The following is a 26,164-nucleotide window of genomic DNA, read 5'->3' as shown; positions in this document are numbered from 1 at the left end:
TGAAAATGAGTCGTATTTAAGGAATTTATCTGTTATATTTATCATGAAAAGTTTATATGCGAGAAAATGTGGAGGGGCCAGTGTTGCTGGCTGAGATTGTATCCTTTAGATACTGACTCTTAGAACCTGATCTGGGTGATGCCAGCGTAGGGAACAGTATCTCTTTTGATATAGTTTTTTACAGTGCATTCACGTCCGGATATTTATTCGGGCGTTTTCTTTTTGTCTAGTTCTAGTACCTGACTATGGTGCTAACACATTTCATTTGTATAAACAAAACAAAAAGGAGAGTTATAGAATGAAAAGATTACTGATTTGTTTTTTTGCACTTTGCTTAACTTTAGCAGGATGTAGTGAGCAAAATTCGTCAACACCGAAGAAAGAAAAAAAGCTACAAAAGGTGACGGTAGTATTAGACTGGACGCCAAATACAAATCATACAGGTTTATTTGTAGCAAAAGAAAATGGATATTTTAAAGAGCAAGGTCTGGATGTAGAGATTATAAGCCCGGGGCAAACAGGAGCAGATCAATTAATTGCTTCTGGTAAAGCTGATTTTGGCGTTTCTTACCAAGAGTCAATTACACAAGCAAGAGTACAAAACGTACCAATCGTGTCGATTGCAGCTGTTATTCAACATAATACTTCTGGTTTTGCTTCACCAGTTAGCAAAAATATTAAATCACCTAAAGATTTTGTTGGTAAAACTTATGGTGGATGGGGTTCACCTGTAGAAAAAGCAATTTTAGATTCATTGATGAAAAAAGAAAATGCAGATGTTAATAAATTAAATATCGTTAATATGGGCGAAGCTGATTTCTTCACGGCAGTAAAGCGAGATATTGATTTTGCTTGGATTTATCAAGGATGGACAGGTATAGAAGCAGAGCTTCGTGGTGAAAAGTTAAATATGGTTTATTTAACTGACTACAGTGATAAGTTAGATTACTATACGCCGGTACTTGCAACGAATGAAAAAATGATTAAGAATCAACCAGAAACCGTTAAGGCATTTATGAAGGCAGCATCTAAAGGATATACTTATTCAATCGATCATCCAAAAGAAGCTGCAGATATTTTGTTAAAAGATAATCCAGATTTAGATAAAGAACTAGTTCAAAAAAGTCAGGAATGGCTTTCAACTAAATATCAAGACGATGCAAGTCGTTGGGGTGAACAGAAGTTAACAATTTGGAAAAACTATGCTGAGTGGTTAACTGAAAATAAATTGTTAGAGGGTAAATTTGATCCGGAAAAAGCTTTTACAAATGAGTTTTTACCAGAATAATAATTTTTGACAAAGGGGAGCTTTAAATGTCTAATACATTAATGAGTGTACAAATTATTCCTAAAACCAATAAAATTGAGGAAGTTATTCCAGCGGTTGATGCAGCGATAAAAGTAATCGATGAGTCTGGTGTAAAATACCAAGTTCAACCATTAGAAACAACAATGGAAGGCGAATTAAATCAATTATTAATTATTGTCCAAAAAATGAATGAAAAAATGATTGAAATAGGCTGTCATAATGTCATTACACAAATGAAAATTCTATATCAGCCACAAGGTATTGCAATGGATGATTTGACGGAGAAGTATCGTTAATGAGCCGCAAACAAATAAAAGGATGGCAACCGATTCTTGTCATCCTCCTTTTTTTAATTTTTTGGCAGCTAATTATAAAGTTTTTCAAAATAGAAGCTTGGCTCTTGCCAGGCCCAATCGCAATACTAAAAGAAGGAATCCAATCTTATGATTCGTTAGTTCCACATGTACTTTCTACCGTACAATTAACCATCTTTGGATTTTTGGTAGGTACTTTTCTAGGACTAATGATTGCAATCGTACTACATTTAATTCCAGGATTTAAAGAAGCTTTTTATCCATTATTGATTTTGTCACAGAACGTACCAATTATTGTTTTAGCACCACTTTTAATCATTTGGTTTGGATTTGGAGTATTACCAAAGTTGATGATCATTTCACTTGTTTGTTTCTTTCCTGTTACCGTTTCTGCTCTCGATGGATTTAGGCAAACGCCAACTGAATTGATTAATTATATGAAAATGGCAGGGGCAACAAAATCTCAATTATTTTGGAAAATAGAATGTCCATACTCACTACCGTCTATTTTTTCAGGATTAAAAATATCCGCGACATATAGTGTGATGGGTGCTGTGATTTCTGAGTGGCTTGGTGCAAAAACAGGTATTGGTGTGTTTATGACACTTGCTTCTTCTTCATTTCGCACGGATCGAGTATTTGTCTCGATTTTTATCATTATGCTTTTAAGTATGTTCTTTTTCGGCTTGATTGTATTGCTAGAAAGAATGACGGTGAAATGGAAGTCTAAGGGAGTAAAATAAAAATGACATTAGAAATTAGAAATCTCGAAAAATCATTTGGAAAACATCAACAAATTTTAGCTGGTATTTCGATGCACGTTAATGAGGGTGAATTTGTCTCGATTTTAGGTCCATCTGGAAGTGGGAAAAGTACTTTATTCAATTTAATCGGTGGATTGATCAATCCAGATTCGGGACAAATTATTTTAAATCATTCAGTAATAAATGGAGAGCTAGGCCATATTAGTTTTATGCCGCAAGAGCATTCACTTCTTCCGTGGCGAACTGTATTGAAAAATATTCTATTATCAAGTGAAATCAAAGGTAAATCGGATGAATCATTAGCACGAGATTGGTTGAAACGCACCGGACTTGCTGACTATGAAAATGCTTATCCACATGAATTATCAGGTGGCATGAAACAACGCGTATCATTTCTTAGATCATTACTTGCTCCACAATCATTCATGTGTATGGACGAACCATTTTCAGCATTAGATGAATTTACGAGACTTGATATGCAACAATGGCTACTTTCAATATGGGAAGAACAAAGACGGTCAATTTTGCTAGTTACTCATAATATTGACGAAGCTTTATTATTGTCTGACAGGATTTATATTTTCTCAGATAAACCTGCAAAGATTAAAGAAGAAATTATCGTACCATTTCCAAGACCTCGTCAAAAAGAGTTGCTATTAACTGATGAATTTACTGCGTGGAAACGTAAAATATACTCTGCACTGGAAAAGGAGAAACCAGATGAAAGTGATAGATGCTCATATTCATCTTGACTCATATGAAACGAAACAAAGAGATGAAATACTTAATAGTTTAAAAGAAAACGAAGTAGAGGCGCTTATTTCAGTTTCCATGGATTTAGCATCATGTAAGAAAAATCTTGATTTTCAATTACAATCAAGTCAAGTCTTCACTGCATTTGGATTTCATCCAGAACAAGAGATTCCCTCAGAAGAAGTAACTCAAGCTTTGTTGAAATGGATAAGGGAACATAATGATCAAATGATTGCAATTGGTGAAGTAGGCTTGCCATATTATCGGAATCAGGAACAAACGCTTGATTATAAACCTTATATTGAGTTGCTTGAAAAGTTTATTAAACTTGCATATGAGGTAAGTAAACCGACCGTACTGCATGCGGTTTATGAAGATGCAGATATCGTTTGTTGTCTATTAGAAAAATATAAAATCAAAAAAGCACATTTTCATTGGTTTAAAGGAAACAAACATACCATTAAGCGAATGATAGAAAATGATTATTATATATCCATTACGCCAGATGTGTTATACGAAAACGAAATTCAAGAACTTGTAGAAATCTATCCACTAAACCGGCTAATGGTGGAAACAGATGGTCCATGGCCGTTTGAAGGTCCTTTTAAAGGAGCTTATACTCATCCAAGCTTTATTCATGAATCAGTACGCAAAATTGCTGAAATTAAAGAATTAGAATTAGAAGAAGTTTATACATGTCTTTACGAAAACACAAAAGAATTTTATGGTGTTTAAGGATTGATAAAGCAATTACTAGCCTCTTAGTAATCGCTTTTTTTTGTTCATTGAAAATAGTGCTCGTTACTCGTATGTAGAAATTTTAATAGAATAAGACAGTGAATTTATAGGCAATAGCAATGAAAAATCAGAGATTAAATCAACTTTTAAAATGTATTTTATGAAACTATATAAAAAAAGAAATATATTAAGAACCATAAAATAGAACCCCATTTGAAATAAAAGGATGGGGTTTCTATTATTTACAGTATAAATAAAATGTTGGTCCACAAAATAATAATTAAATTGGTTAATAGCGTGGATAAGTAATTGCGTGCTAAATTTCTTCAAGTTTAATAAATGAAGCGCAATTTTTTGCTAGGTCAATATAAAAAACCAAAACCGGCTTATCAAAAAGATAGCCGGCAGTAGGTAGATGAGTAGATTTGTAAATCTACAAGAATGCTACAGTTCAAGCTCGCCCATGCGTAGTAGCTCGATAACTGCTTGTGATCGCCCCTTAACCCCAAGCTTCTGCATTGCATTTGAAATATGATTTCTCACAGTTTTTTCACTTATAAACAGTTCTTCAGCAATTTCTCTTGTAGTTTTATCTTGAACAAGAAGTTCAAATACTTCTTTTTCACGCTTAGTGAGTGTGTGCTTTGTTTGATATTCTCTATCCTTCAACTGTGCTAACCCTCCTTGCTTGACCGAGCTGTACTTCGGATGGGTATTCATTTAGTCTTTTTATCATATGACAGATTCGTATTTAAGGTGAATATTTCCAGTAAATTTAAAAGCCAGATTAAAATATTTATTTTTTTTGGCCATAGCTTGTTCTAAAAATTGTACATGCTCGTATAAATAGTAAAAAAGCGTGGGGGGAGTATGGCGATGAAAAAAAGATTATTAGTAACAACTGCAACACTTTGTGGACTTGCTACATTATCTGGTTGTGGTTTAATTCCGGTTAAACCTTCTAATGAAATCGATCCACCTAAAACGGTTACATATAGAAGTGACCAACCATCAAAAGAAGTACAAGCAGGTAAGGTACAAGAACAAACAGCGAAAAGAGAACTATATTTAATCGATCGAAATGGTTATGTAGTACCACAAACATTTCAATTACCTAAATCTACAAGTTTAGCAAAACAAGCCCTAGAGTATTTAGTGAAAGATGGTCCGGTAACAGATCAATTACCTAATGGGTTTCAAGCTGTTTTACCACCAAACACTGAGGTTTTAGGGGTAGAAACGCAAAAAGATGGTACAGTCATTGCTGATTTCTCTTCAGAGTTTAAACAGTATCATGACGAAGATGAGTTAAAAGTATTTCAAGCTGTAACTTGGACATTGACGCAGTTTGAGAATGTTAAAAAAGTAAAAATTCGTGTGAATGGTAAAAACTTAACGGCTATGCCAATTAACAAAGCACAAATAGGTGAGGGGTTAACTAGGCAAGATGGCATTAATTTTGATAAAGGTGATATCGTTGATGTAATGAATTCAAGACCAGTTACATTATATTATGTTTCACAAGATGAAATGGGTGAAACTTATTATGTTCCTGTAACTAGAAGGATTTCAAATGCAGAAAAAGATTCGTATACTGCAATTGTAAATGAACTTGTTAAGGGTCCTTCTGAGTATTCCGAACTTGTTTCTGATTTTGGTTCAGATACAAAATTAGTTGCTGAGCCAAAATATCAAAATGGTAAACTAACACTTAATTTTAATGAAGGTATATATGGCAACATTGCTAAAAATATGATTAATGATGATGTATTACAACCACTTGTATTATCGTTAACTGAACAAAAAGGGGTTACTTCAATTGAAATTCAAGTGGATGGTAAATTAACTGCACTTAATCAACAAGGTAAACCTTTAAGCCAACCAGTATCTAGACCTAAGGATGTAAATACAAAAGAATTATAAACTTCATTATCAAACCTTGAACCAAAGTTTAAATATGACTTTTGTTCAAGGTTTTTTGCATTTATCTTAAGAAATGCTTTTAATAAGTAGAAATGAAATCATATTTTTGTCTATACTAGTAATTGGAAGATTTATGTAGGAGGAAACAAACATGACTAGAACAGATGGAAGATTAAATAATGAATTAAGGCCAATAGAAATTATAACGAATTATACAAAACATGCTGAAGGATCTGTACTAATTAGTGTAGGGGATACAAAAGTAATTTGTAATGCTACGGTTGAAGACCGCGTGCCACCTTTCTTAAGAAATAGCGGTAAAGGCTGGATTTCAGCTGAGTATTCTATGTTACCAAGGGCAACACAAGATCGAACGATGCGTGAGTCAACAAAAGGTAAAGTAACAGGTCGTACAATGGAAATTCAAAGACTAATCGGTAGAGCACTAAGAGCGGTTGTTGATTTAGAAGCACTTGGAGAAAAAACGATATGGATTGACTGTGATGTAATACAAGCGGATGGGGGAACTCGAACAACCTCTATTACTGGTGCATTCGTTTCTATGATGTTGGCATTTGATAAATTAATTAAACAAGATAAATTAAAATCTTATCCAGTTAAAGATTATTTGGCAGCGACTTCTGTAGGGATATTAGAGGATGCTGGTGCGGTTTTAGATTTATATTATCTAGAAGATTCTACAGCTAGTGTTGATATGAACATCATTATGACTGGAGAAGGACGCTTTGTAGAACTGCAAGGAACTGGTGAAGAAGCGACCTTTACAAGAGAAGAGCTAAATGAAATGCTTGCTCTAGGTGAACTAGGAATTAAAAAGTTGATTGAAAAACAAAAAGAAGTTCTATTAAATGAAGGAATTAAGTTTTAACTATACATTGATAGAGGAGAGACTTTAAGGATGGAAACAATTATTATTGCGACGAATAATAAAGGGAAAGTAAAAGACTTTGAAGCACTTTTTCACCCGATGGGATTTCGAATTAAATCCTTACAGGATTTCCCTGAAATTGAAGAGATTGAAGAAACTGGTACAACTTTTGAGGAAAATGCTATTTTAAAAGCTGAATACTTAGCAAAAGTTCTACAAACTCCGGTTATTGCAGATGATTCGGGGTTAATTGTAGATGCACTTGAAGGAAGACCTGGTGTATACTCAGCACGTTACGCAGGCCTTCATAAAAGCGATGAAGATAATTTACAAAAAGTATTAAGTGAGCTTCATGATGTTTTTCCAGGTAAACGTACTGCAAGGTTTTATTGTGCGCTTGCATTAGCTGCGCCAGGTAAAAATACGATTACCGTTAATGGGACAGTAGAGGGTTATATCTCGAGCGAAAAGAGAGGAACAAATGGGTTTGGATATGATCCAATTTTCTTTTTGCCAGAGTTGGACAAAACGATGGCTGAATTAACGGCAGATGAAAAAAGTGGCTTAAGTCATAGGGCAAATGCAATTAAATCATTAATGAACGTAATAGAAAAAGAAGGAAAAGAATTTTTCTAAGGGGATAATATGATGAAAGCATTGATTCTAAGTGATAGTCATGGTTTAACAGAACTGCTTGAAGTAATTTCTAAACGTCATCGTGAAGATGTTGATTTAATGATCCACTGTGGTGACTCTGAGTTAGAACTAGATGCAAAAGAATTACAAGGTTTTCATGTCGTTCGAGGCAATTGTGATTTTAGAGGAGAATTCCCTGAAGAGTTTATTCACCAAGAAAATGATGTTAAGATTTACGCCACTCATGGTCATTTATATGGGATTAAACAAACTCTACAGAAGCTTCATTATCGATGCAGAGAATTAGGAGCAACAATCGCTTGCTTCGGCCACTCTCACATGCTTGGTGCTGAAGTGATTGATGGAATCCTTTTTATCAACCCAGGTAGTATACTCCTACCTCGAATGCGAAAAGAAAAAACATATGCAATCATAGATACCGATGGTAAATCTGCAAAGGTTATTTTTTACACGATTGATGGAAATGAGTTATTATCAGCTTCATTTGATTTAAATCAATAACTTAAGTTAAAGGTTAGTAGTAAAATATAAATTTCTACTAACCTTTAAGTTCTTTAAAAAGTGATAATTTTCATACAAATAAAATATAATGAGGATATAAATAGAAAAGAATTTTTTTCCTTTATTTTGGAAAAAAAGTTAAAATTATTATTGACTTTATTTAGTGAAGTGACTATAATAAATTATGTCGACAGGTGATGTCGCTAAAAAAACATGCGGGTGTAGTTTAATGGTAAAATAGAAGCCTTCCAAGCTTCGGTCGTGGGTTCGATTCCCATCACCCGCTCCATTATGTCCTGGTAGCTCAGCAGGATAGAGCAACGGCCTTCTAAGCCGTCGGTCGGGGGTTCGAATCCCTCCCAGGACGTCATAACAGGAAAAAGGTTTAAGGAATTAGGGTTATCCCCATTCCTTAAACCTTTTTTTGTGCTATTGATATGAATTCCTTCTTCTACTCTATAATAGTCCCTTTGTACTAACACTTCATTTAATGACTTTCTACTTTCCTTTTTGACTCGGTATGAACATCCCTAATCATTTGTTGTAAGCAATAGTAAAAAATGGATTCAGCATTTAACTAAACATTTATTATATTATTCCGACATAATTACAGATGAAGAAGGGAGCATATATTTATGTTTTTTAAAAAGAAAGAGAAACAAGGTCATTTTTTGCAAGAAAATAATCAATCAAAAGTTTCGGTTTCAATCCAAGTAACTGATGAAGAAATAAAAAAGCAACTAGCGTTCATCCGATTAAATGAAGAAGAGTTAAAGATCTTAAAAAGTTTACAACCAATTGTTTCAGAAAATATAGAAAGTTTAGTATCAGCATTTTATGATGCGGTATTAAAAGTTGAACATTTAAAAAATATCATTGAAAGTCACTCATCTGTTGAACGTTTGAGAAAAACCTTAACGTCACATATTCATTTATTATTTCATGGCGAAATAAATGATGAGTATGTAAATAAACGATTAAAAGTGGCTCAAATCCATTTTAGAATAGGACTTCAACCGAAATGGTATTTAGCTGCATTTCAAAATATTTTAGAAGAGTTAATGTTAGTAATTTCTAAAATTTCTAATACAACTAGTGAAGAGCAAAGAAAGTTAATATCTGTAGCATCAAAAATATTAAACTTTGAACAGCAATTAGTATTAGATCTATATGAAAAAGAAAATATCGGTGAAAAAGAGAAACAATTACAAGTAGAAATAAATTTAAAGAAAAAAATTGGGGAAATTGCTGAGGAATTTCTTGCTTTAGTTGAAGAAACAAATGCTGCCGTTGAGTTATTAGTAGACAGCAGTGTAAGGGTAAACGAATCAGTTATTTCAAATAATGAAATTGCTAGTACTACTCAGTCGTTGGCTTATGAAGGTCAAGAGTTAATGAAAGTTTTAAATAATAAAATTTCAACGATCTCGAATAGTACAGATGAAGTATCAGTTTCAGTTGATGTACTTAATAACTCTTTTAATGAAATATCACAAGTCATACTAATTGTTCAAGATATTGCTAATCAAACTAATTTACTTGCCCTTAATTCTGCAATTGAGGCGGCTCGAGCAGGTGAGCATGGAAAAGGATTTGCGGTAGTAGCAAACGAAGTAAAGAAATTAGCTACGCAAACAAAAACATCAACAGAACGAATTGAAGAATTAATCTCACATGCAACGTTGTATATGAATAAAGTTGTAAATTCAATTCATGATGTGAAAGGATTAGTAAATGATGGTCAACAGGAAGCAACGCAAACTCATGATTCCTTTAATGGTATTGTAAGTTCAATGGACAACAGTTTATCTGGAAACCATGGGATTGAAAAACAAATTGTAAATTTAGTTGATGTGATTAAGGAAATTGGCGGAGCAATCAGCAGTGTCGCAGAGTCTGCAAATGAACTAAATGATGCAGTGCATAAAGAGTAATATATTAGCTAAAAGAGAGGGGAATTCCTTCTCTTTTTTTGTTTTTTACAAAATTGTGAGAATATAACAAATTTGTTAAGAACCGAAATTTTATGATGAGATATGTTATCCTAATATAAATAAGATAGTGGAGTGATTTTTTATGACCGAAAAAGACTTTTGGGGACTCATTTCAAAAATGCATATTGTAGAAGAACCTTATGAGTGGGTAATTAGTCATTTAGCAAAACAAAGTGATGAGGAAATTGCAGAATTTGAAATACAGTTCGAAACTGCTTTTTCAAGAGCATACAATTCTAGGTTATTAGCAGCTGCATGGGTAATTATGGATGGATGCTCGGAAGATTCATTTGCTTTTTTTAGAGCGTGGTTAATCGGTCAAGGTGAGCAAGTATATAAAAAAGTTCTAGACGATCCAGACTATTTGGCTGAATATATATTTCCTATTTACGAGGAAGAAGGCTTAGTGCCTGAATTAGAAGACATGTTAGATATAGCTCTACAAGCTTATACAATTAAACGTAAAGGCGACGATGATTGGGATGATCAACTTTGGAATGAGTTCAATGCTTTAGTTGAAAGTAAGGGATATCATTATCCAGAGTTACATTTAGCAGCAGATTGGAAAACAAATGATGAATTAAAAGAACTATATCCGAAATTATGGAAACGTTTTGGATTAAAGCCATTACGCTAAATAAAAGAAGAACCTTGTTCTTCTTTTTTGTCGTTTAAGAGGATAATTCGTAGCGAAATATTTTATTTAATTTGTATTCATGATAAACTTTTTCATTATGTATATGTTCAGGAGAAAACTATTGGATAAGGAGGAGTTACATGGAAGACAATATTGTCTTTTTTCCTAAACTAAAGGATCGGATTATCAGTTTAGGTAAAAAAGCACTAGAAGAGAAGAACTATAGTAAAGCATTAATGTTATGTGATCAACTGAAAGAGATGGATGAACATAATTCTCAAACTGAACTGGCAGCGGTAGCGTGCTTACTCGAAGGAAACAAACCATTAGAAGCGAAAATAAGATGCGAAGACTTAGTTTTTGGCCCATTTGAGAGTGATGAAGCAATTGAAGTCTTTATCAGTATTTTATTTCAATTAAAAGAGTATGAAGTATTACAAAAATCTATAAAGAAATTACTTCAGCAAAAACGAATTGATGAAACTCAAATGGATAAATATCAAGCAATGCTATCGTTAACAAATAAGGTAGCTCCAGAACGAAATGAACATCATGAAATGTTGAATTTACATAATTTAGTAGAAAATAACATAACGATTCATAAACAACTTGAAATCATCAATGAACTGAGAGTAATTGATTGTAAACTAATTCTAAATCAAATAGAAGATGTTGTGAAAAGTTCACGAGCAAATCCATTAATTCAAAGCTTTATTTTATTTATTTTGCAAGAACAATCGATAGATCATGAATTTGAAATTAAAAAAATGAACCAAGAAATGACTTGGAATGCTATTAGTGACTCAAATGAACATGATCAATTTATTGCAAAGGTCGTACAAAAGTTAAGCCTTGGGCTTGAGAGTGAGGATCCTTCAGCATTTGAACTAGCTAAAACACATTTTCAACATTTTATGACAATTTATTTTCCATTTATTCCGGAACCGAGTAATGAAGATGTTTGGACTGCTTGTTTCTATAGTATAGTACAAGAATATTTTGATCGAAAAGTTGATGAAGATGATTTGTTTGAATTGTTTCAAGTTGAATATGATGAAGTTCAAATAGCTGCTACTTTAGTGAGACAATTTGAAAAAGAAGGGTATTTTGATTTGAGCAGTAGCTAATTTATAGAATATTTTGAGCGTAGTAATGTGAATGTACTAAGGTAACATCCTATACATAAACAGGAACATGGCGTGGAAAGCAACAATCTTTTTAAGTAGAGACCTAAATATAAAATAGGAAATATTGAAACAAAAAAGGAATGTGTTATAATAGAATGGTTGTAACGACTATTTACTTAATTATACATGTAATATTTCCTGTTTATTCATAAGTAGGACATGCGTGTATAGTACTAAAATTCGTAAGCACATATATATTTTTAGATAATCTTGGAGGGAACTAACAATGACTGCTAAATGGGAAAAATTAGAAGCTAACGTTGGTCTATTAACTGTAGAAGTTGAAGCTTCTGAAGTAGATAAAGGTTTAGACGCAGCTTTCAAAAAAGTTGTAAAAACAATTAATGTACCTGGATTCCGTAAAGGAAAATTACCTCGTCCAATTTTCGAACAAAAATTTGGTATCGAAGCACTTTACAATGATGCTTTAGATGTAATTTTACCAGAAGCATACAGCCAAGCTGTTCAAGAAGTTGGTATTGAGCCAGTTGATCGCCCAGAGGTTGATGTAGAGCAAATGGAAAAAGGTAAAACTTTAATTTTCAAAGCTAAAGTAACTGTAAAGCCTGAAGTTAAATTAGGTGAATACAAAGGTTTAGAAGTTGAAGAAACTGATGCAACTGTAACTGAAGAAGATGTACAAGCTGAATTAACTAAATTACAAGAGCGTCAAGCTGAGTTAGTAGTTAAAGAAGACGGTACAGTAGAACAAGGCGATACAGCTGTAATCGATTTCGAAGGTTTCGTTGATGGCGTTGCTTTCGAAGGTGGAAAAGGTGAAAACTATGCATTAGAAATCGGTTCAGGTTCATTCATTCCTGGATTTGAAGATGCTTTAGTTGGTACAAAATCAGGCGTTGAAACTGATGTAAACGTAACATTCCCTGAAGAGTACCACAGTGCTGAATTAGCAGGAAAAGCTGCTACTTTCAAAGTAACTGTTCATGAAATCAAATCTAAAGAACTACCTGAATTAAACGACGAGTTCGCTAAAGATGTAAACGATGAAGTTGAAACTTTAGATGCTCTTAAAGCTAAAATCAAAGCTGATTTAGAAGAGTCTAAAAAAGCTCAAGCTGAAGGTAGCTTACGTGATGCATTAGTACAAAAAGCTGCTGACAATGCTGAAGTGGAAATCCCTGATGTAATGTTCGAAAGCCAAGTTGACCGTATGGTTAAAGACTTTGAACAACGTATTGCTCAGCAAGGATTAAACTTAGAACTTTACTACCAATTCACTGGTACAAAAGAAGAAGATCTTCGTGGCCAAATGCGTACAGATGCTGAAGCTCGTGTGAAAATCGACCTAACAATCGATGCGATCATCGAAGCTGAAAAAATCGAAGCAACTGAAGAAGAAGTTAACGAAGAATTAGGACGTTTATCTGAAATGTACAATATCCCTGCTGACCAATTAGTTGGAATGCTTGGTGGTACTGATGCAGTTCGTGATGATATCCAAATCCGTAAAGCTGTTGAATTATTAGTAGATAGCAGAAAAAAATAAGCGTTATTTATAAATATAGTGTATAAAACAAGGCGCGAATTTTTCGTGCCTTGTTTTTAAATAATGAAATATTTGGTAATATGAACTGATTCCTTTAAAATGCACATATACATATGTTAGAATCTGTTAATACAGTTTTTAAAAAAAGATTGTGGCTATACTAAAAATAATTCTTTAAAAAAAGGATTATCTACTTTACATTAGAATATATATATTCTAAAAATTTAAACAACTTAAGAGAACTAAATAATTGCTTTGTTTATTTTGTGTGCTATCATATAGCTACAAGATACATATTTTTTCGTAATACATACATATTGAGTGACTTTTTAGAAATTTTTAGAGGGAGTGAACATATGTTCAAATTTAACGAAGAAAAAGGACAGCTAAAATGTTCGTTCTGTGGAAAATCTCAGTCTCAGGTAAGGAAGCTAGTTGCTGGACCTGGTGTGTACATTTGTGACGAGTGTATCGAATTATGTACTGAAATTGTTCAAGAGGAATTAGCGAAAGAAGAGGAAGTAGAGTTTAAAGATGTACCAAAGCCAAAAGAAATTTGCGAGATTCTTGATGAATATGTAATTGGTCAAGACAATGCAAAAAGGGCTTTATCAGTAGCTGTGTATAATCATTACAAACGAATTAATTCAAATAGTAAAATTGATGAAGTTGAATTATCGAAAAGTAATATTGCAATGATTGGACCAACTGGTAGTGGTAAAACATTATTAGCTCAAACATTAGCACGTATTTTAAATGTACCTTTTGCAATTGCTGATGCTACTTCATTAACTGAGGCAGGATATGTGGGTGAAGATGTAGAGAACATTCTTCTAAAACTAATCCAAGCTGCTGATTATGATGTAGAACGTGCAGAAAAAGGTATTATCTATATTGATGAAATTGATAAGGTAGCTCGTAAATCTGAGAACCCATCAATTACTCGTGACGTATCAGGTGAAGGTGTACAACAAGCACTTTTAAAAATTCTTGAAGGAACAGTTGCTAGTGTTCCGCCACAAGGTGGACGTAAGCATCCTCATCAAGAATTTATTCAAATCGATACAACAAATATTTTATTTATTTGTGGTGGAGCATTTGATGGTATTGAACAGATCATTAAACGTCGTTTAGGTAAAAAAGTAATTGGATTTGGTGGAGACTCTGAAAAGAACGACTTAAGTTCAAAAGAGATCTTAAACCACGTATTACCAGAAGACTTATTACGATTTGGTTTAATTCCAGAGTTTATTGGTCGTTTACCGGTATTAGCGAACTTAGAGCAGCTTGATGAAACATCGTTAGTAGAAATTTTAACGAAACCAAAAAATGCTCTAATTAAGCAATATCAAAAATTACTAGAACTTGACCAAGTTGAACTTGAGTTCGAAGATCAAGCGTTAACTGAAATTGCTAAAAAAGCAATTGAACGTAAAACGGGTGCTCGTGGTCTACGTTCAATTATCGAAGGAATTATGTTAGATATTATGTTTGAATTACCTTCTCGTGAAGATATTCAAAAATGCGTAATTTCTGCTGAAACTGTTAAATCTGGTGCAGCTCCAAAGCTTGTCTTAGAAGACGGTTCGGAATTAGAACTAAATAAAAAAGAAAAGAAAAATAAATTAGCTTAATAAAAAAACCAAATGCTTCCTAAGCATTTGGTTTTTTATTTTGAGATTGTATTCTGTTATCCAGCTGATGTTACAAGTTTTTCTTTCTGATTTGCCTTTACAACTAGTAAACACGCTATTAATGCAAATACAAAAGTAAACGAGAACAAAATTCCAATTCCATTCCAATATACATTCCATTCTCTTGTACTAATTACACTTCTAAAACTATTTACTGCATATGTCATTGGAAGAAACTTATTAATATCTTGTATAAATTGTGAAGCTAGTTCGATTGGGAACGTACCGCCACAAGTAACTAATTGTGTAACGAGTAAAATAATGGCACCTAATTTTCCAATTCCTCCAAAGATTGAAACAAGCATTAAGATAAAAGTAACGTATGTCAATGCAGCTAATAAACTGAGGATCAAGAATTTTGGGATACTGTAAACAAGCACGTCAAAACCAAACAATATGACAATATCTACAATAATTGTTTGAATGAAAGCAAATGAAGCATAGAGACAAAACTTATTAACGAAATGCTGCCAACCAGATACTCCAGGAATTTTTGATTCACGCTCAAAAGGAACAACGTTTGATGCAATTAAGCCACCAACAAATAAACCTAGTGTAAGGAAATAAGGCACCATTGATGTACCATAGTTTTCAACTTCATTTATAACAGTTTCTTGTAAATCAACAGGTCTTGAGAACATACTAAAAAGATTCTCGTCTGAATGAATATTTGAAGATTTATTTGCTGCATCACTTAGTTTATCTGATAATTCACCAGTTCCATTTGTTAAATCCTGCATGCCATTAACTAAAGCTGAGGTACCATCAAGTATTTTTTCTGATCCATTTGTCGCAGAAATAACACCATTACTAAATGTATGGAAACCCTCATTCCATTTTGTCATTCCAGAAGAGAATTTAGTTAATCCAGCTGTTAATTTTTGACTACCTAAGTATGCACCATTCAGATGTTTATCAAATGAATGCAATCCTTTTGCAAGATCTTCTTGTCCGTCTTTTACTTTGGTGATTCCATTAGATTGTAATGTTTGGATTGTTTGCATTTTATTTAATAGTCCAGTAATAATTTGTATTTCTGATTGTATAGCCTTAATTGTGTCGTCATCTTTTGCTTCTGAATTTTTATTGATATATTCATCTAGTTTGATAGTTAAACTTTGTTTTGTTTTTTCAAGCTCTGTTATTAGCATACCTTGTGTATCACTAGCTGATTTAAGTTGTGTTACGCCAGAAACTAATGAAGTAGCACCACTTTCAAGCTGTCCGCCAGCATTATTTAATTCATCTAATCCAGTAGTTAAAGAATCAGATCCAGATTTTATTGTACTTAAACTATCTGACAGCTTATTTATACCTTCTGTTAATGGAACGGTACTATTAGATAATTGTCTTTCTCCTCTAGCCAGTTGACTTGCACCATCTTTTAGATTTGAAGCACCATTTTTTGCTTTATTAGTTCCTTCATGAATTTTAGTGGCACCGTTACTGGCTTGTTCAAATCCATTACTCATATCTTTTAGATTCGAAAAGATAGTCTCAGTGTAAGACTTAGTAATTTCTGTACTAACTTTGTCATAAATTTCTTTAGCTACCTGGCTACTAATTTGACCTGCAACAAAGTTTTTACCTTGATTAATTTTGTATTCTAATTTTGCTTTTTGAGGGTGTTCATCGGAAATAGTTGCTACTTTTTCAGAGAAATTCTTTGGAATAGTGATGATTAAGAAGTAATCTCCTTTATTTAACCCTTTTTTAGCGCGGTCTTGGGATACAAAATGTAAATCTAAGTTTTTGTTCTCTTTTAAATCAGTTACCATATCATTTCCAATATGAATATCTGTATCACCCATATTAGATCCTTGGTCTAAATTCACAACTGCCACGGGAAATTGATCTAACTTTCCATATGGATCCCAATATCCAGCAACAAATAAACCTGCATAAACTAGTGGCATTAATAAAAGAATTCCAACAGCAATCGTAGCCATTTTATGCTTTAAGATATGCTGCCAATCTTTTATAAATAATGTAAGACCCATTATATAACTCACTCCATTCTAAAAAAAATAAAAACTTGTATGATACAAGTTTCGTTATAAAGAAACACCTCTAATTAAGAGGGTTTGTCTAATATACTTGTATGATACAAGTTTTATCGTATAAAATGACATGTTAATCAGTTCTCAAACGAAAGAAAAACTTGCTTCATACAACTATTAGGACAAAAACTAGTTGTGATACACAACTATATTAGTGTAATAGGTTGTATTATGCAAGTTAAAATTTTTTAATAATATATCAAGATATTTTTAAGATTTCTTATAATTCTTTTTGAAATTTTCTGCAGTATGATTAAACTTTTTTAGTAATTCCGTAAATTGAGTTTTATCTTCATCTGACCAATCTTTTAAAAACTCAGTGTAAAACAATCGACGCTCGCTTTTCACTTCAGTTAATTGTTCAATACCTAAATTAGTAATTTCAAACAGACTGATTCTGGCATCTTTTGCGTCTGAGACTCTTTTAATAAAACCTTTTGCTTCTAAAGATGAAGTTTGTCTGCTCATTGTTGAAATATCTAGTTGAAATTGATCTGCTAATGACTTAATACTAATTGGTCCGAACTTTTCAATTGAAAGTAAGAGTAAGTAAATTGAACGATTTAAATCTCTATATTTTAAAAAGGCAATTCTAGTAGCTTCAGCTCTTCGAACAAAAATAGCTAATTCCAATTCTAATTTGTCTATATTATCAAATTTGTTATTCATCATATTCGCTCCATAAATATTTACTTTATTAAAATAATCTTACTTTGAATAAGCTTGAAAAGTAAAGTAAACGTAAGTAAGTTAATTTTTAAAAATGGTTTATCCTTCCAATTAAGAGGCGATACTAGAATTAATTTCTACTTCAGTGGAGGGGTATAAAATGAACTTAACAACTATTATTTTATTAGCACAGCTCGCTTTAGGTACGATTGTCGCATTGTACTTTATTCATTTATTAAAAGGTCAACGAACAACAAAAGTTTCAATTGACCGTGAATCCAAAAAAGAAATGGAACAATTAAGGAAGTTAAAAGCAATTTCATTAACTGTTCCATTAGCTGAAAGAGTCAGACCGACTACTTTTAATGATATTGTCGGTCAAGAAGATGGTATTAAAGCGTTAAAAGCATCTTTATGTAGTGCAAATCCTCAACATGTGATTATATATGGACCACCTGGAATTGGGAAAACTGCGGCTGCAAGACTTGTGTTAGAAGAAGCTAAAAAAAATCCTCAAACACCGTTTAAAAACGATGCTGTCTTTATTGAATTAGATGCAACTACTGCTAGATTCGATGAGAGAGGTATTGCAGATCCTCTAATTGGTTCAGTTCATGATCCGATATATCAAGGAGCAGGTGCGATGGGGCAAGCTGGTGTACCTCAACCGAAAAAAGGTGCAGTAACGGATGCGCATGGCGGAATTCTATTTATTGATGAAATTGGAGAGCTTCATCCAATTCAGATGAATAAAATGCTAAAAGTATTAGAAGATCGAAAAGTAAAGTTTGAAAGTGCTTATTACCAAGAAGAGAATCCATCTATTCCAGCACATATTCATGAAATCTTTAAGAATGGATTACCAGCAGATTTTAGATTAGTTGGTGCAACAACACGTTCTCCTGAGGAGATACCACCTGCTATTCGTTCGCGTTGTTTAGAAATATTTTTTAGAGAACTAGAACAGGACGAGATTCAAGCAGTCGCAAAAAGATCAGCAGAAAAAATTGATTTAACTATTTCTGAAAAAGCGCTAGAATTAGTCGGAAGATACGCAAAAAATGGCCGTGAAGCTATCAATTTAATTCAGTTAGCTGGTGGAATGGTTTTAACTGCTGGACGTAACGAATTAGTAGAAGAAGATATTCAATGGGTAGTCTCAGTTAGTCGTCTATCACCTAGATTGGTTAATAAAATACCTGAACACCCAACAGTGGGTCTTGTAAATGGATTAGCTGTTTATGGTGCAAATATTGGTGCCTTATTATCTATTGAAGTTAGTGCTATTCCTGCAAAAGAAGCAGGAAAAGGAACGATTACAATTACTGGTATCGTAGAGGAAGAAAGTCTTGGAAATCAAGGTAAGTCGGTTAGAAGAAAAAGTATGGCAAAAGGTTCTCTAGAAAATGTAACGACTATTTTACGTAAAATTGGTGTCCCAATCGAAGACTTTACTATTCATATTAACTTCCCAAGTGGGGCTTTAACAGATGGTCCGTCTGCTGGTATTGCAATGGTTGTAGGTATATTTTCAGCAGTTAATAATATTCCAGTCGACAATACGATTGCATTAACAGGTGAAATGAGTATTCAAGGTGAAGTTAAACCAGTTGGCGGTGTACCGGAAAAAGTAAAAGCAGCTGTAAAGGCAGGCGCGAAAAAAATTATCATTCCAAAAGAAAACGATCAATCTACATTACATCATTATGAAAATGTTGAAATTTTAGCTGTCGATCGTATTGAAAAAGTTTTACATGAAGTCTTTAAAGACAATTGGAAATTTGAACTAACAAGCAAATCAACAAAAGAAGACTTTACTCAACTTACATTGTTTGAGGAAAGTCAATCGCAATCTATGTAAATAAAAAAGTGTTCGAATCAACTCATTTCGAATAAATAGAGAATAACACTCTTTTTCTCTATTTTTAATGAAGTTGAACGGGACACTTTTTTTATTGTCCGTGTCGCTTCCACTTTTCTTAATGTCTAGTTCCGGCTCCTAGCTCCTCGAGGTCATAAGTCAAATACCAGTTAAAGTTAAAAAGCAACTTTCACTGGTATTCGCCTTATGATTGTCGGAGCTAATCAGTCGCTTCCACTTTTCTTTATGTCTAGTTCCAGGTGTTAGCCCCTCGAGGTCATAAGTCTAAGCCCAATGAAAGTTAAAAAGCAACTTTCAGTGTTCTTAGCCTTATGCTTGTCGGGGCTGGGCGAACACCTTCCACTTTTCTTAATGTCTAGTTCCGGCTCCTAGCTCCTCGAGGTCATAAGTCAAATACCAGTTAAAGTTAAAAAGCAACTTTCACTGGTATTCGCCTTATGCTTGTCGGAGCTAATCAGTCGCCTCCACTTTTCTTAAAATACAAATTCATTTCATTGTAAATGATATGGATGTTAAGGTAAAATAACTAAATAGAATGAAATATATGGAGGTGTAACGAAATGAAAGTTACAAAAGAAAAAGTTGTACCCCTCCTACCATTAAGAGGAATTAGTGTATTTCCTGCGACAATTGCACATCTCGATGTAGGAAGAACAAAGTCAATAAAAGCCATACAGGAAGCTAATGATTTAGAACATTTAATTTTTGTGGTTACGCAAATAGATGCAGATACAGAAAATCCTAAGCTAGAAGAGTTGTATCAATTTGGTACATTAGCGAAGTTAACGCAAAAGATTACTCTGCCAAATGGTACAGTTCGTATTACAGTTGAGGGGTTACACAGAGGAAAGATTAAATCAATTATTGATCAAAATGAGTTCCTTTCTGCAAAGGTAGAAGAATATCCAGATGCACCAGATGATTCCAAAGAGCTTCGAGCTTTAATGAGAACTCTGTTACAACATTTTAAGCAGTACAGTAAATTATCAAAACGTATTTTACCTGAAACAATTGCAACAATTGTTAAACAGGATCAGCCAGGTAAGTTAGCTGATGCGATGATTGATGCTATTCCTTTGAAGGAAGAAGAAAAGCAAAAAATATTAGCAACTGTTGATGTGACTGAAAGAATACATAGTATCTTGAATTTTCTTCAAGATGAAAAAGAATTACTTAAATTAGAAGAGAAGATTGGTCAACAAGTTAAGAAAAGTATTGATAAAACTCAAAAAGAGTATTTTTTAAGAGAGCAATTAAAAGTGATTCAACGAGAACTTGGTGATCGTGAAGGTAAAACAGAAGAAGTAGATAAATTCTTAACTAAAATAGAAGATGCCGGGATGCCTGAATCAACAAAAGAGTTAGTGTTAAAAGAATTAGCTAGATATGAAAAACTTCCGCCAAATGCTGCAGAAGCAGGCGTTGTTCGAACGTATTTAGATTGGATGGTCTCACTTCCTTGGTCACTTGGAACAGAGGATACATTAGATATTCATCGTTCTGAAAAGATCCTAAATAATGAACATGAGGGACTTGAAAAAGTTAAGGAACGAATTTTAGAATATTTAGCTGTTCAACAGTTAACAAATTCATTACGCGGTCCAATTTTATGTTTGGCAGGACCTCCGGGGGTTGGTAAAACTTCTTTAGCTCGTTCAATCGCGAATGCATTATCACGAAAATTCGTTAGAGTATCTTTAGGTGGCGTTCGTGATGAATCAGAAATTAGAGGCCATAGAAGAACGTATATTGGAGCGATGCCAGGTCGTATTATTCAAGGGATAAAGAAAGCTGGATCAAATAATCCTGTATTCTTACTTGATGAGATTGATAAAATGTCAAGTGATTTTAGAGGTGATCCATCTTCGGCAATGCTAGAGGTTCTTGATCCTGAGCAAAACAATTCCTTCAGTGATCATTATATTGAAGAGCCTTTTGATCTTTCACAAGTGTTGTTTGTGGCAACTGCTAACGATTTATCTACAATTCCGGGACCGTTACGTGATAGAATGGAAATTATAACTCTTTCTGGTTATACTGAGCTCGAAAAGATTAATATTGCGAAAAAGCATTTATTCCCTAAAAAATTAGCTGAACATGGATTAAATAAATCTACTGTTCAAATTCGTGAGAGTGCATTAAGTGCAATTATCCGTCATTATACACGTGAAGCAGGAGTACGATCATTAGAGCGAGTACTTGCTACATTATGCCGAAAAGCAGCAAAATTAATTGTTTCAAATGAGAAACAAAAAATAATTTTTACTGATAAAAATATTGAAGAGTTTTTAGGAAAGAAAACTTTTTCATACGGTCAAATGGAAAATGAAGACCAAATTGGTGTTGCAACTGGTTTAGCATATACTGCATTTGGTGGAGACACGCTTTCTATTGAAGTATCACTGTATCCTGGTAAGGGCAAGCTAACTTTAACTGGTAAGCTTGGGGATGTAATGAAGGAGTCTGCACAAGCTGCATTTAGCTATATACGCTCAAAAGCAGAAGGACTTGGTATTGATCCTGATTTCTATGAGAAATTAGATATTCATATCCATGTTCCAGAAGGTGCCGTTCCAAAGGATGGTCCTTCAGCAGGTATTACGATGGCAACTGCATTAATTTCTGCACTAACAAATAAACCAATTCGTAAAGAGGTTGGAATGACTGGTGAAATCACATTACGTGGTCGAGTATTACCAATTGGTGGATTGAAGGAAAAAATGCTAAGTGCTCATCGTGCTGGATTAACAACAGTTATAATCCCAAAAGAAAATGAAAAAGATTTAGAGGATGTACCACCTTTGGTTAAAGAAGGATTAACTGTTATCCCTGTTTCCCATTTAGATGAGGTTTTAGTGCATGCTATAGTAGGAGTGAAAAAATGAAAGTAACATCAGCGGATATTGTGATTAGTGCAGTTCGCCCTAATCAGTATCCAGATACACAGCTTCCCGAAATCGCATTGGCTGGCCGATCGAATGTAGGGAAATCATCATTTATTAATAAAATGTTAAACCGTAAAGCGTTAGCCCGTACATCTTCAAAACCTGGAAAGACACAAACATTGAATTTTTTCTTAATTAATGAAAAATTATTTTATGTGGACGTTCCTGGTTATGGATATGCGAAAGTTTCTAAAACTGAGCGTGAAGCATGGGGGAAAATGATTGAAACATATATCACATCACGTGACCAATTAAAAGCTGTTGTGCTTTTAGTGGATTTACGTCACTCACCAACAAAAGATGATGTAATGATGTATGATTTTCTAAAACATTATCAAATCCCTGTTATTATCGTTGCAACTAAAGCAGATAAAATTCCTAAAGGTAAATGGGATAAACATGCAAAAGTTGTTAGAGAAACAATGCAAATCGAAGAAGGCGATGAATTAGTTTTATTTTCTTCTGAGACTGGTATGGGAAAAGAAAAAGCTTGGTCTATTATTGATCGACTTTGTAAATAAAAAAGAAGCTAGTAGCATATATTTGCCTACTAGCTTCTTTTTTTGTTCTGTTTAGAAATAAAATAAGTTTTTTAATTCCCTGTTTGAATCGTTTTAAGCATATTTTCTTCACAATAAATATATAATCGATCAGTTGATTGTAAAGGTAAGTTCTTGAACTTTGGAATATTTAGTTGTTCATTTACCGCTAATAAGGATGCGCCTTTTTTAAATAATTCTAAGTATGCATCTTCGTATGTGATCCACTCTTTTAGCGGTGTAATCACATGAATATTACTACCATCAAATTTAGTGTTTAATAGATGTCTAAATATTGTTGAAGTACCAGGATGTAAAGTCGTTTTTGCTATTAATCTTGAAACAGATTCATAAGATAATACGAAATCATCAACATTAACGTGCTTAAAATTAACAATATGACTTTCTTTTGAAATTTCTACTATTGTATGAATCGGCTTTTGATGTGTTTTAGATAAAGATTCTACAGCTGATGCAATCAATAATGTTTTACCATCTTTTAACACACTATCTTCAATTAATGAATCTGCAAAAATACATACTCTTTTCGCACCGAAAATATTTGCGTTTAACAAAGTATTTTCTATTGATGGGTCGCCTTGTATAAAATGAACTTGTGGATGGTCAAAAGGTGATGTATCTAAATTTTCGATTAGGACAACTTTTGCTGTCGGAGAGGAATCAAATAACTCTTCAATAGCATCCTTTGTTTTTTTTGACCAACCGATATAAATATAATGATGATTTTCTTTATACATAATTTTTCCCTCCAACTTCAACCGATGGTACTTTGAAAAGGAATCGACAGTTTTTGAAACTAGCAAACCGATAATACCTACTCCGAATATAAATAAGAACATTCCTAAACATCTTCCTGCTATGGTCTTAGGAAAAAAATCCCCATAACCAACTGTTGTTAATGTTGTCATTGTCCACCATAAGCCATCAAATAAAGTAGGAAATGTCTCGGGTTCTAAAATATGTATAGTAATCGTCCCAAATGAGACAATGAGTATAGATAGAATTAAAATTGATACATAATTAAATGAAACAAATTTTTTCCATAATGTAAGGAAGTATAGCAATGACAGTCCTCCCCTAAAAATCGTTGTTAGATCCTTCTAAGTAACGATATGTTTATTTTTTTGAAAATAGAAGGTATAAACCAATCAAGGCAATTAAGACTGGCCAATATTGCTGGAAATACGAAACCTGTGACTGAAGTGAGCTAAGCATTGTTGTAAGCTTTTCATTAAAAAGGAAAAATAAAGACATAATAAATAATAGAATTCCTGGAAGAAGATCTCCTTTACCTCTTTGAGATTGAAATAGCATGCCAATGGATATGATGAGTGTTAATACAGACCAATGATTTGGCCATGAGTCCACATGTGTAATCGCATAAAAGTGAATGCCAAATCCAAGAACGATAAATCCAGGGAATACATAATGTGTTTCTTTACCTTTAAAAGCTTGAACTAAAAGTGCAATACCAGTAATTAAGATTGGCGTCGTCCAGTATGTAAATATGTTTAGTGAAGGGACCTGCCATTTCGAAATAAAGTAATACAAACCAAAGCCGATTAATAGGATTCCAATAAATAAACGATTTTTTTTCATAGCAACTCCTGTTTAACATTTTTTGTAATCACTTTTATTTAAAAATTATTGTATAATAGAATTTGTGTATAATTTGTGTATAATTCATAAAATGTTCAAGATTAATCATTCTACAAATTACAACATTTATGATAGCATATTGAGGTAGAACATAGTTATCATATTTTACCTAATTGATATAGATAAATCGTCATTCTTAAGATAAATAGGGGGGCTTAAAGGGAATGCACATTATTACAATCGGAATTAATTATAAAACTGCCCCGATTGAAGTACGTGAAAAAGTAGCGTTTGCACCTAGTGAACTAGCTGAAGCAATGTGTTCTTTAAAAAATGAGAAAAGCATTTTAGAGAACATTATCGTGTCAACTTGTAATCGTACAGAAATTTATGCAGTCGTTGATCAAATTCACACTGGACAATATTACATGAAGAGATTTCTTTTACAAAAATTCGGTTTAAAAGATGAAGAATTGTCTCCATACTTAATCATTAAAACAGGTAATGAAGCGATTGAGCATTTATTTACTGTTTCAAGTGGTTTAGATTCAATGGTAATCGGAGAAACACAAATTCTTGGACAAGTAAAAGATAGTTACTTACTTGCACAAGAAGATCATGTGATTGGCACGATTTTTAATCAATTATTTAAGCAAGCAATTACGTTTGCAAAAAAAGTTCACTCTGAAACTGGAATCGGTGAAAATGCAGTATCAGTTAGCTATGCAGCAGTAGAACTTTCAAAGAAAATATTTAGTAATTTAAAAGGATGTAATGTTTTAATTGTTGGAGCAGGTAAAATGAGTAATCTTGCTTTGCAAAACCTTTATTCGCAAGGTGTTGGCAAAGTTACAGTTATTAATCGTACAACTGAAAATGCAGTTAAGCTTGCATCTCAATTTAATGGAGTAGGGAAAGGTCTAGAATCTTTAGAGGACTCTTTAAAAGAAGCGGACATTGTGATTAGCTCAACTGGTTCGAAAGAATATGTTATAACTGAAAAGATGGTTCAACGTATTGAAAAAGCTCGTAAAGGTAAACCATTATTTTTAGTAGATATTGCGGTACCACGAGATATTGAACCTTCTATTCATAATATAAGCAGTGCATTTTTATATGATATCGATGATTTGCAAGGAATTGTAGCCGAGAATTTAGCTGAACGTGAAAGAGAAGCAGTTAAGATTAAACATTCAATTACAGAGGAAATTGATAATTTCCAATCATGGTTATCTTTATTAGGCGTTGTACCAGTTATTTCTGCTTTACGTGAAAAAGCTTTAGACATTCAATCAGATACGATGACGAGTTTAGAGCGTAAACTCCCGCACTTATCTGAAAGAGATTTAAAAGTCATTCAAAAGCATACGAAGAGTATTGTAAACCAGTTGTTACGCGATCCGATTATGAAAGCGAAAGAGATGGGCTCATCTAAACAATCCGAAGCACAAATTGCTTTATTTAAAGAAATCTTTAAATTAGATGAATTATTGAATGAATCGAATGAAGAAAAACACATGCAAACTGCAAAAGAAAAAGATACTTTACGTGTAAAACAAGAACTGGGATATTTGTAGGAGTG

The 26,164-nt window shown here is 33.2% G+C and carries 23 protein-coding genes, 2 tRNA genes and 1 riboswitch; of the genes, 20 read left to right on the top strand and 5 right to left on the bottom strand.

Annotated features, from left to right (window positions below; translation table 11 throughout):
* Positions 1 to 60: 60 nt before the first annotated feature.
* Positions 61 to 170, top strand: a riboswitch (TPP riboswitch).
* Positions 171 to 298: 128 nt separating this feature from the next.
* Genes ABID96_RS16190 through ABID96_RS16170 form a run of 5 tightly spaced genes read left to right on the top strand, consistent with a single transcriptional unit; the run spans position 299 to position 3,875 of the window.
* Positions 299 to 1,288 carry an ABC transporter substrate-binding protein gene (locus ABID96_RS16190; protein WP_192602908.1) on the top strand — a complete coding sequence of 330 codons (990 nt, stop codon included), beginning with the start codon at positions 299 to 301 and terminating at the stop codon, positions 1,286 to 1,288.
* Between the two features lie 26 nt (positions 1,289 to 1,314).
* On the top strand, positions 1,315 to 1,605 hold the full coding sequence (locus tag ABID96_RS16185; RefSeq protein ID WP_192602907.1) for a thiamine-binding protein: 291 nt from the start codon (positions 1,315 to 1,317) through the stop codon (positions 1,603 to 1,605).
* Positions 1,605 to 2,366, top strand: coding sequence for an ABC transporter permease (locus ABID96_RS16180; protein WP_192602906.1), 762 nt, complete (start codon positions 1,605 to 1,607; stop codon positions 2,364 to 2,366). Before ABID96_RS16185 ends, ABID96_RS16180 begins: the two co-directional genes overlap by 1 nt.
* A gap of 2 nt (positions 2,367 to 2,368) precedes the next feature.
* Entirely contained in the window at positions 2,369 to 3,139 is a 771-nt protein-coding gene (locus ABID96_RS16175; RefSeq protein WP_088003650.1) for an ABC transporter ATP-binding protein, read from the top strand.
* Positions 3,108 to 3,875, top strand: coding sequence for a TatD family hydrolase (locus tag ABID96_RS16170; protein ID WP_192602905.1), 768 nt, complete (start codon positions 3,108 to 3,110; stop codon positions 3,873 to 3,875). Before ABID96_RS16175 ends, ABID96_RS16170 begins: the two co-directional genes overlap by 32 nt.
* 447 nt (positions 3,876 to 4,322) lie before the next feature.
* Here ABID96_RS16170 and ABID96_RS16165 read toward each other — a convergent pair whose 3' ends face one another.
* Positions 4,323 to 4,547 (bottom strand): helix-turn-helix domain-containing protein, encoded by a 225-nt coding sequence (locus ABID96_RS16165; RefSeq protein ID WP_088003658.1) that lies wholly within the window; start codon positions 4,545 to 4,547, stop codon positions 4,323 to 4,325.
* Between the two features lie 207 nt (positions 4,548 to 4,754).
* Here ABID96_RS16165 and ABID96_RS16160 point away from each other — a divergent pair, with 207 nt between their 5' ends.
* The 11 genes from ABID96_RS16160 to clpX all read left to right on the top strand — a co-directional run bounded on the left by ABID96_RS16160 (position 4,755) and on the right by clpX (position 14,807).
* Positions 4,755 to 5,801 (top strand): GerMN domain-containing protein, encoded by a 1,047-nt coding sequence (locus tag ABID96_RS16160; protein ID WP_192602904.1) that lies wholly within the window; start codon positions 4,755 to 4,757, stop codon positions 5,799 to 5,801.
* Positions 5,802 to 5,952: 151 nt separating this feature from the next.
* Positions 5,953 to 6,690, top strand: a complete 738-nt coding sequence (rph, locus tag ABID96_RS16155) for a ribonuclease PH (RefSeq protein WP_192602903.1) — start codon at positions 5,953 to 5,955, stop codon at positions 6,688 to 6,690.
* A 30-nt stretch (positions 6,691 to 6,720) separates the two neighbouring features.
* Entirely contained in the window at positions 6,721 to 7,326 is a 606-nt protein-coding gene (locus tag ABID96_RS16150; protein ID WP_192602902.1) for an XTP/dITP diphosphatase, read from the top strand.
* Between the two features lie 12 nt (positions 7,327 to 7,338).
* Complete coding sequence (locus tag ABID96_RS16145; RefSeq protein WP_192602901.1) at positions 7,339 to 7,848, top strand: YfcE family phosphodiesterase; 510 nt, start codon at positions 7,339 to 7,341, stop codon at positions 7,846 to 7,848.
* Positions 7,849 to 8,063: 215 nt separating this feature from the next.
* Positions 8,064 to 8,137: transfer RNA gene (locus ABID96_RS16140), tRNA-Gly, on the top strand.
* Positions 8,138 to 8,141: 4 nt separating this feature from the next.
* Positions 8,142 to 8,215 (top strand) — tRNA-Arg (locus ABID96_RS16135).
* A 268-nt stretch (positions 8,216 to 8,483) separates the two neighbouring features.
* On the top strand, positions 8,484 to 9,782 hold the full coding sequence (locus ABID96_RS16130; RefSeq protein ID WP_192602900.1) for a protoglobin domain-containing protein: 1,299 nt from the start codon (positions 8,484 to 8,486) through the stop codon (positions 9,780 to 9,782).
* A 142-nt stretch (positions 9,783 to 9,924) separates the two neighbouring features.
* On the top strand, positions 9,925 to 10,479 hold the full coding sequence (locus tag ABID96_RS16125) for a DUF4240 domain-containing protein (RefSeq protein ID WP_192602899.1): 555 nt from the start codon (positions 9,925 to 9,927) through the stop codon (positions 10,477 to 10,479).
* Positions 10,480 to 10,619: 140 nt separating this feature from the next.
* Positions 10,620 to 11,606 (top strand): hypothetical protein, encoded by a 987-nt coding sequence (locus ABID96_RS16120; protein ID WP_192602898.1) that lies wholly within the window; start codon positions 10,620 to 10,622, stop codon positions 11,604 to 11,606.
* A gap of 286 nt (positions 11,607 to 11,892) precedes the next feature.
* Positions 11,893 to 13,173, top strand: a complete 1,281-nt coding sequence (gene tig, locus ABID96_RS16115) for a trigger factor (RefSeq protein ID WP_192602897.1) — start codon at positions 11,893 to 11,895, stop codon at positions 13,171 to 13,173.
* Between the two features lie 356 nt (positions 13,174 to 13,529).
* A complete protein-coding gene (clpX, locus tag ABID96_RS16110) occupies positions 13,530 to 14,807 on the top strand; it encodes an ATP-dependent protease ATP-binding subunit ClpX (RefSeq protein ID WP_192602896.1) in 1,278 nt (425 codons plus the stop codon).
* 56 nt (positions 14,808 to 14,863) lie between these two features.
* Here the strand turns inward: clpX and ABID96_RS16105 are convergent, their stop codons facing one another.
* Together ABID96_RS16105 and ABID96_RS16100 are read right to left on the bottom strand one after the other, a co-directional pair.
* A complete protein-coding gene (locus ABID96_RS16105) occupies positions 14,864 to 16,867 on the bottom strand; it encodes a YhgE/Pip family protein (protein ID WP_192602895.1) in 2,004 nt (667 codons plus the stop codon).
* Between the two features lie 270 nt (positions 16,868 to 17,137).
* Positions 17,138 to 17,596, bottom strand: a complete 459-nt coding sequence (locus tag ABID96_RS16100) for a MarR family winged helix-turn-helix transcriptional regulator (protein ID WP_377896948.1) — start codon at positions 17,594 to 17,596, stop codon at positions 17,138 to 17,140.
* A gap of 160 nt (positions 17,597 to 17,756) precedes the next feature.
* Here ABID96_RS16100 and lonB point away from each other — a divergent pair, with 160 nt between their 5' ends.
* From lonB to yihA, 3 genes are all read left to right on the top strand, one after another.
* On the top strand, positions 17,757 to 19,457 hold the full coding sequence (gene lonB, locus ABID96_RS16095; protein WP_192602893.1) for an ATP-dependent protease LonB: 1,701 nt from the start codon (positions 17,757 to 17,759) through the stop codon (positions 19,455 to 19,457).
* Positions 19,458 to 20,038: 581 nt separating this feature from the next.
* The gene (gene lon, locus ABID96_RS16090; RefSeq protein WP_192602892.1) at positions 20,039 to 22,363 is read left to right on the top strand and encodes an endopeptidase La; all 2,325 of its coding nucleotides are present in this window, start codon (positions 20,039 to 20,041) and stop codon (positions 22,361 to 22,363) included.
* Complete coding sequence (gene yihA, locus ABID96_RS16085; protein ID WP_088004180.1) at positions 22,360 to 22,944, top strand: ribosome biogenesis GTP-binding protein YihA/YsxC; 585 nt, start codon at positions 22,360 to 22,362, stop codon at positions 22,942 to 22,944. The genes lon and yihA overlap by 4 nt, the downstream gene beginning before the upstream one ends.
* Positions 22,945 to 23,015: 71 nt before the next feature.
* Here the strand turns inward: yihA and ABID96_RS16080 are convergent, their stop codons facing one another.
* The gene (locus tag ABID96_RS16080) at positions 23,016 to 24,047 is read right to left on the bottom strand and encodes an ion channel (protein ID WP_192602891.1); all 1,032 of its coding nucleotides are present in this window, start codon (positions 24,045 to 24,047) and stop codon (positions 23,016 to 23,018) included.
* Positions 24,048 to 24,099: 52 nt separating this feature from the next.
* Positions 24,100 to 24,582 carry a LiaF transmembrane domain-containing protein gene (locus ABID96_RS16075; protein WP_192602890.1) on the bottom strand — a complete coding sequence of 161 codons (483 nt, stop codon included), beginning with the start codon at positions 24,580 to 24,582 and terminating at the stop codon, positions 24,100 to 24,102.
* Between the two features lie 224 nt (positions 24,583 to 24,806).
* Between ABID96_RS16075 and hemA the strand changes: the two genes are divergently transcribed.
* Complete coding sequence (gene hemA / locus ABID96_RS16070) at positions 24,807 to 26,159, top strand: glutamyl-tRNA reductase (protein WP_192602889.1); 1,353 nt, start codon at positions 24,807 to 24,809, stop codon at positions 26,157 to 26,159.
* The last annotated feature ends 5 nt before the right edge of the window (positions 26,160 to 26,164 follow it).

Origin of the sequence: Gottfriedia sp. OAE603 (assembly GCF_040543965.1) — a bacterium.
Classification (GTDB): Bacteria; Bacillota; Bacilli; order Bacillales; family Bacillaceae_G; genus Gottfriedia; species Gottfriedia solisilvae.
The sequence above is the reverse complement of the archived record's forward strand: the minus strand, read 5'-3'. Positions and strand labels throughout refer to the sequence as shown.

Excerpts from the sequence above, each read along its gene's own strand:
- ABID96_RS16105 (WP_192602895.1), bottom strand. The coding sequence starts at position 16,867 with ATGGGTCTTACATTATTTATAAAAGATTGGCAGCATATCTTAAAGCAT.
- ABID96_RS16150 (WP_192602902.1), top strand. The coding sequence starts at position 6,721 with ATGGAAACAATTATTATTGCGACGAATAATAAAGGGAAAGTAAAAGAC.
- ABID96_RS16190 (WP_192602908.1), top strand. The coding sequence starts at position 299 with ATGAAAAGATTACTGATTTGTTTTTTTGCACTTTGCTTAACTTTAGCA.
- rph (WP_192602903.1), top strand. The coding sequence starts at position 5,953 with ATGACTAGAACAGATGGAAGATTAAATAATGAATTAAGGCCAATAGAA.
- ABID96_RS16180 (WP_192602906.1), top strand. The coding sequence starts at position 1,605 with ATGAGCCGCAAACAAATAAAAGGATGGCAACCGATTCTTGTCATCCTC.
- ABID96_RS16075 (WP_192602890.1), bottom strand. The coding sequence starts at position 24,582 with ATGAAAAAAAATCGTTTATTTATTGGAATCCTATTAATCGGCTTTGGT.
- lon (WP_192602892.1), top strand. The coding sequence starts at position 20,039 with ATGAAAGTTACAAAAGAAAAAGTTGTACCCCTCCTACCATTAAGAGGA.
- ABID96_RS16100 (WP_377896948.1), bottom strand. The coding sequence starts at position 17,596 with ATGAATAACAAATTTGATAATATAGACAAATTAGAATTGGAATTAGCT.
- hemA (WP_192602889.1), top strand. The coding sequence starts at position 24,807 with ATGCACATTATTACAATCGGAATTAATTATAAAACTGCCCCGATTGAA.
- yihA (WP_088004180.1), top strand. The coding sequence starts at position 22,360 with ATGAAAGTAACATCAGCGGATATTGTGATTAGTGCAGTTCGCCCTAAT.
- lonB (WP_192602893.1), top strand. The coding sequence starts at position 17,757 with ATGAACTTAACAACTATTATTTTATTAGCACAGCTCGCTTTAGGTACG.
- ABID96_RS16125 (WP_192602899.1), top strand. The coding sequence starts at position 9,925 with ATGACCGAAAAAGACTTTTGGGGACTCATTTCAAAAATGCATATTGTA.
- ABID96_RS16175 (WP_088003650.1), top strand. The coding sequence starts at position 2,369 with ATGACATTAGAAATTAGAAATCTCGAAAAATCATTTGGAAAACATCAA.
- ABID96_RS16185 (WP_192602907.1), top strand. The coding sequence starts at position 1,315 with ATGTCTAATACATTAATGAGTGTACAAATTATTCCTAAAACCAATAAA.
- ABID96_RS16130 (WP_192602900.1), top strand. The coding sequence starts at position 8,484 with ATGTTTTTTAAAAAGAAAGAGAAACAAGGTCATTTTTTGCAAGAAAAT.
- ABID96_RS16160 (WP_192602904.1), top strand. The coding sequence starts at position 4,755 with ATGAAAAAAAGATTATTAGTAACAACTGCAACACTTTGTGGACTTGCT.
- ABID96_RS16120 (WP_192602898.1), top strand. The coding sequence starts at position 10,620 with ATGGAAGACAATATTGTCTTTTTTCCTAAACTAAAGGATCGGATTATC.
- ABID96_RS16145 (WP_192602901.1), top strand. The coding sequence starts at position 7,339 with ATGAAAGCATTGATTCTAAGTGATAGTCATGGTTTAACAGAACTGCTT.
- clpX (WP_192602896.1), top strand. The coding sequence starts at position 13,530 with ATGTTCAAATTTAACGAAGAAAAAGGACAGCTAAAATGTTCGTTCTGT.
- tig (WP_192602897.1), top strand. The coding sequence starts at position 11,893 with ATGACTGCTAAATGGGAAAAATTAGAAGCTAACGTTGGTCTATTAACT.
- ABID96_RS16170 (WP_192602905.1), top strand. The coding sequence starts at position 3,108 with ATGAAAGTGATAGATGCTCATATTCATCTTGACTCATATGAAACGAAA.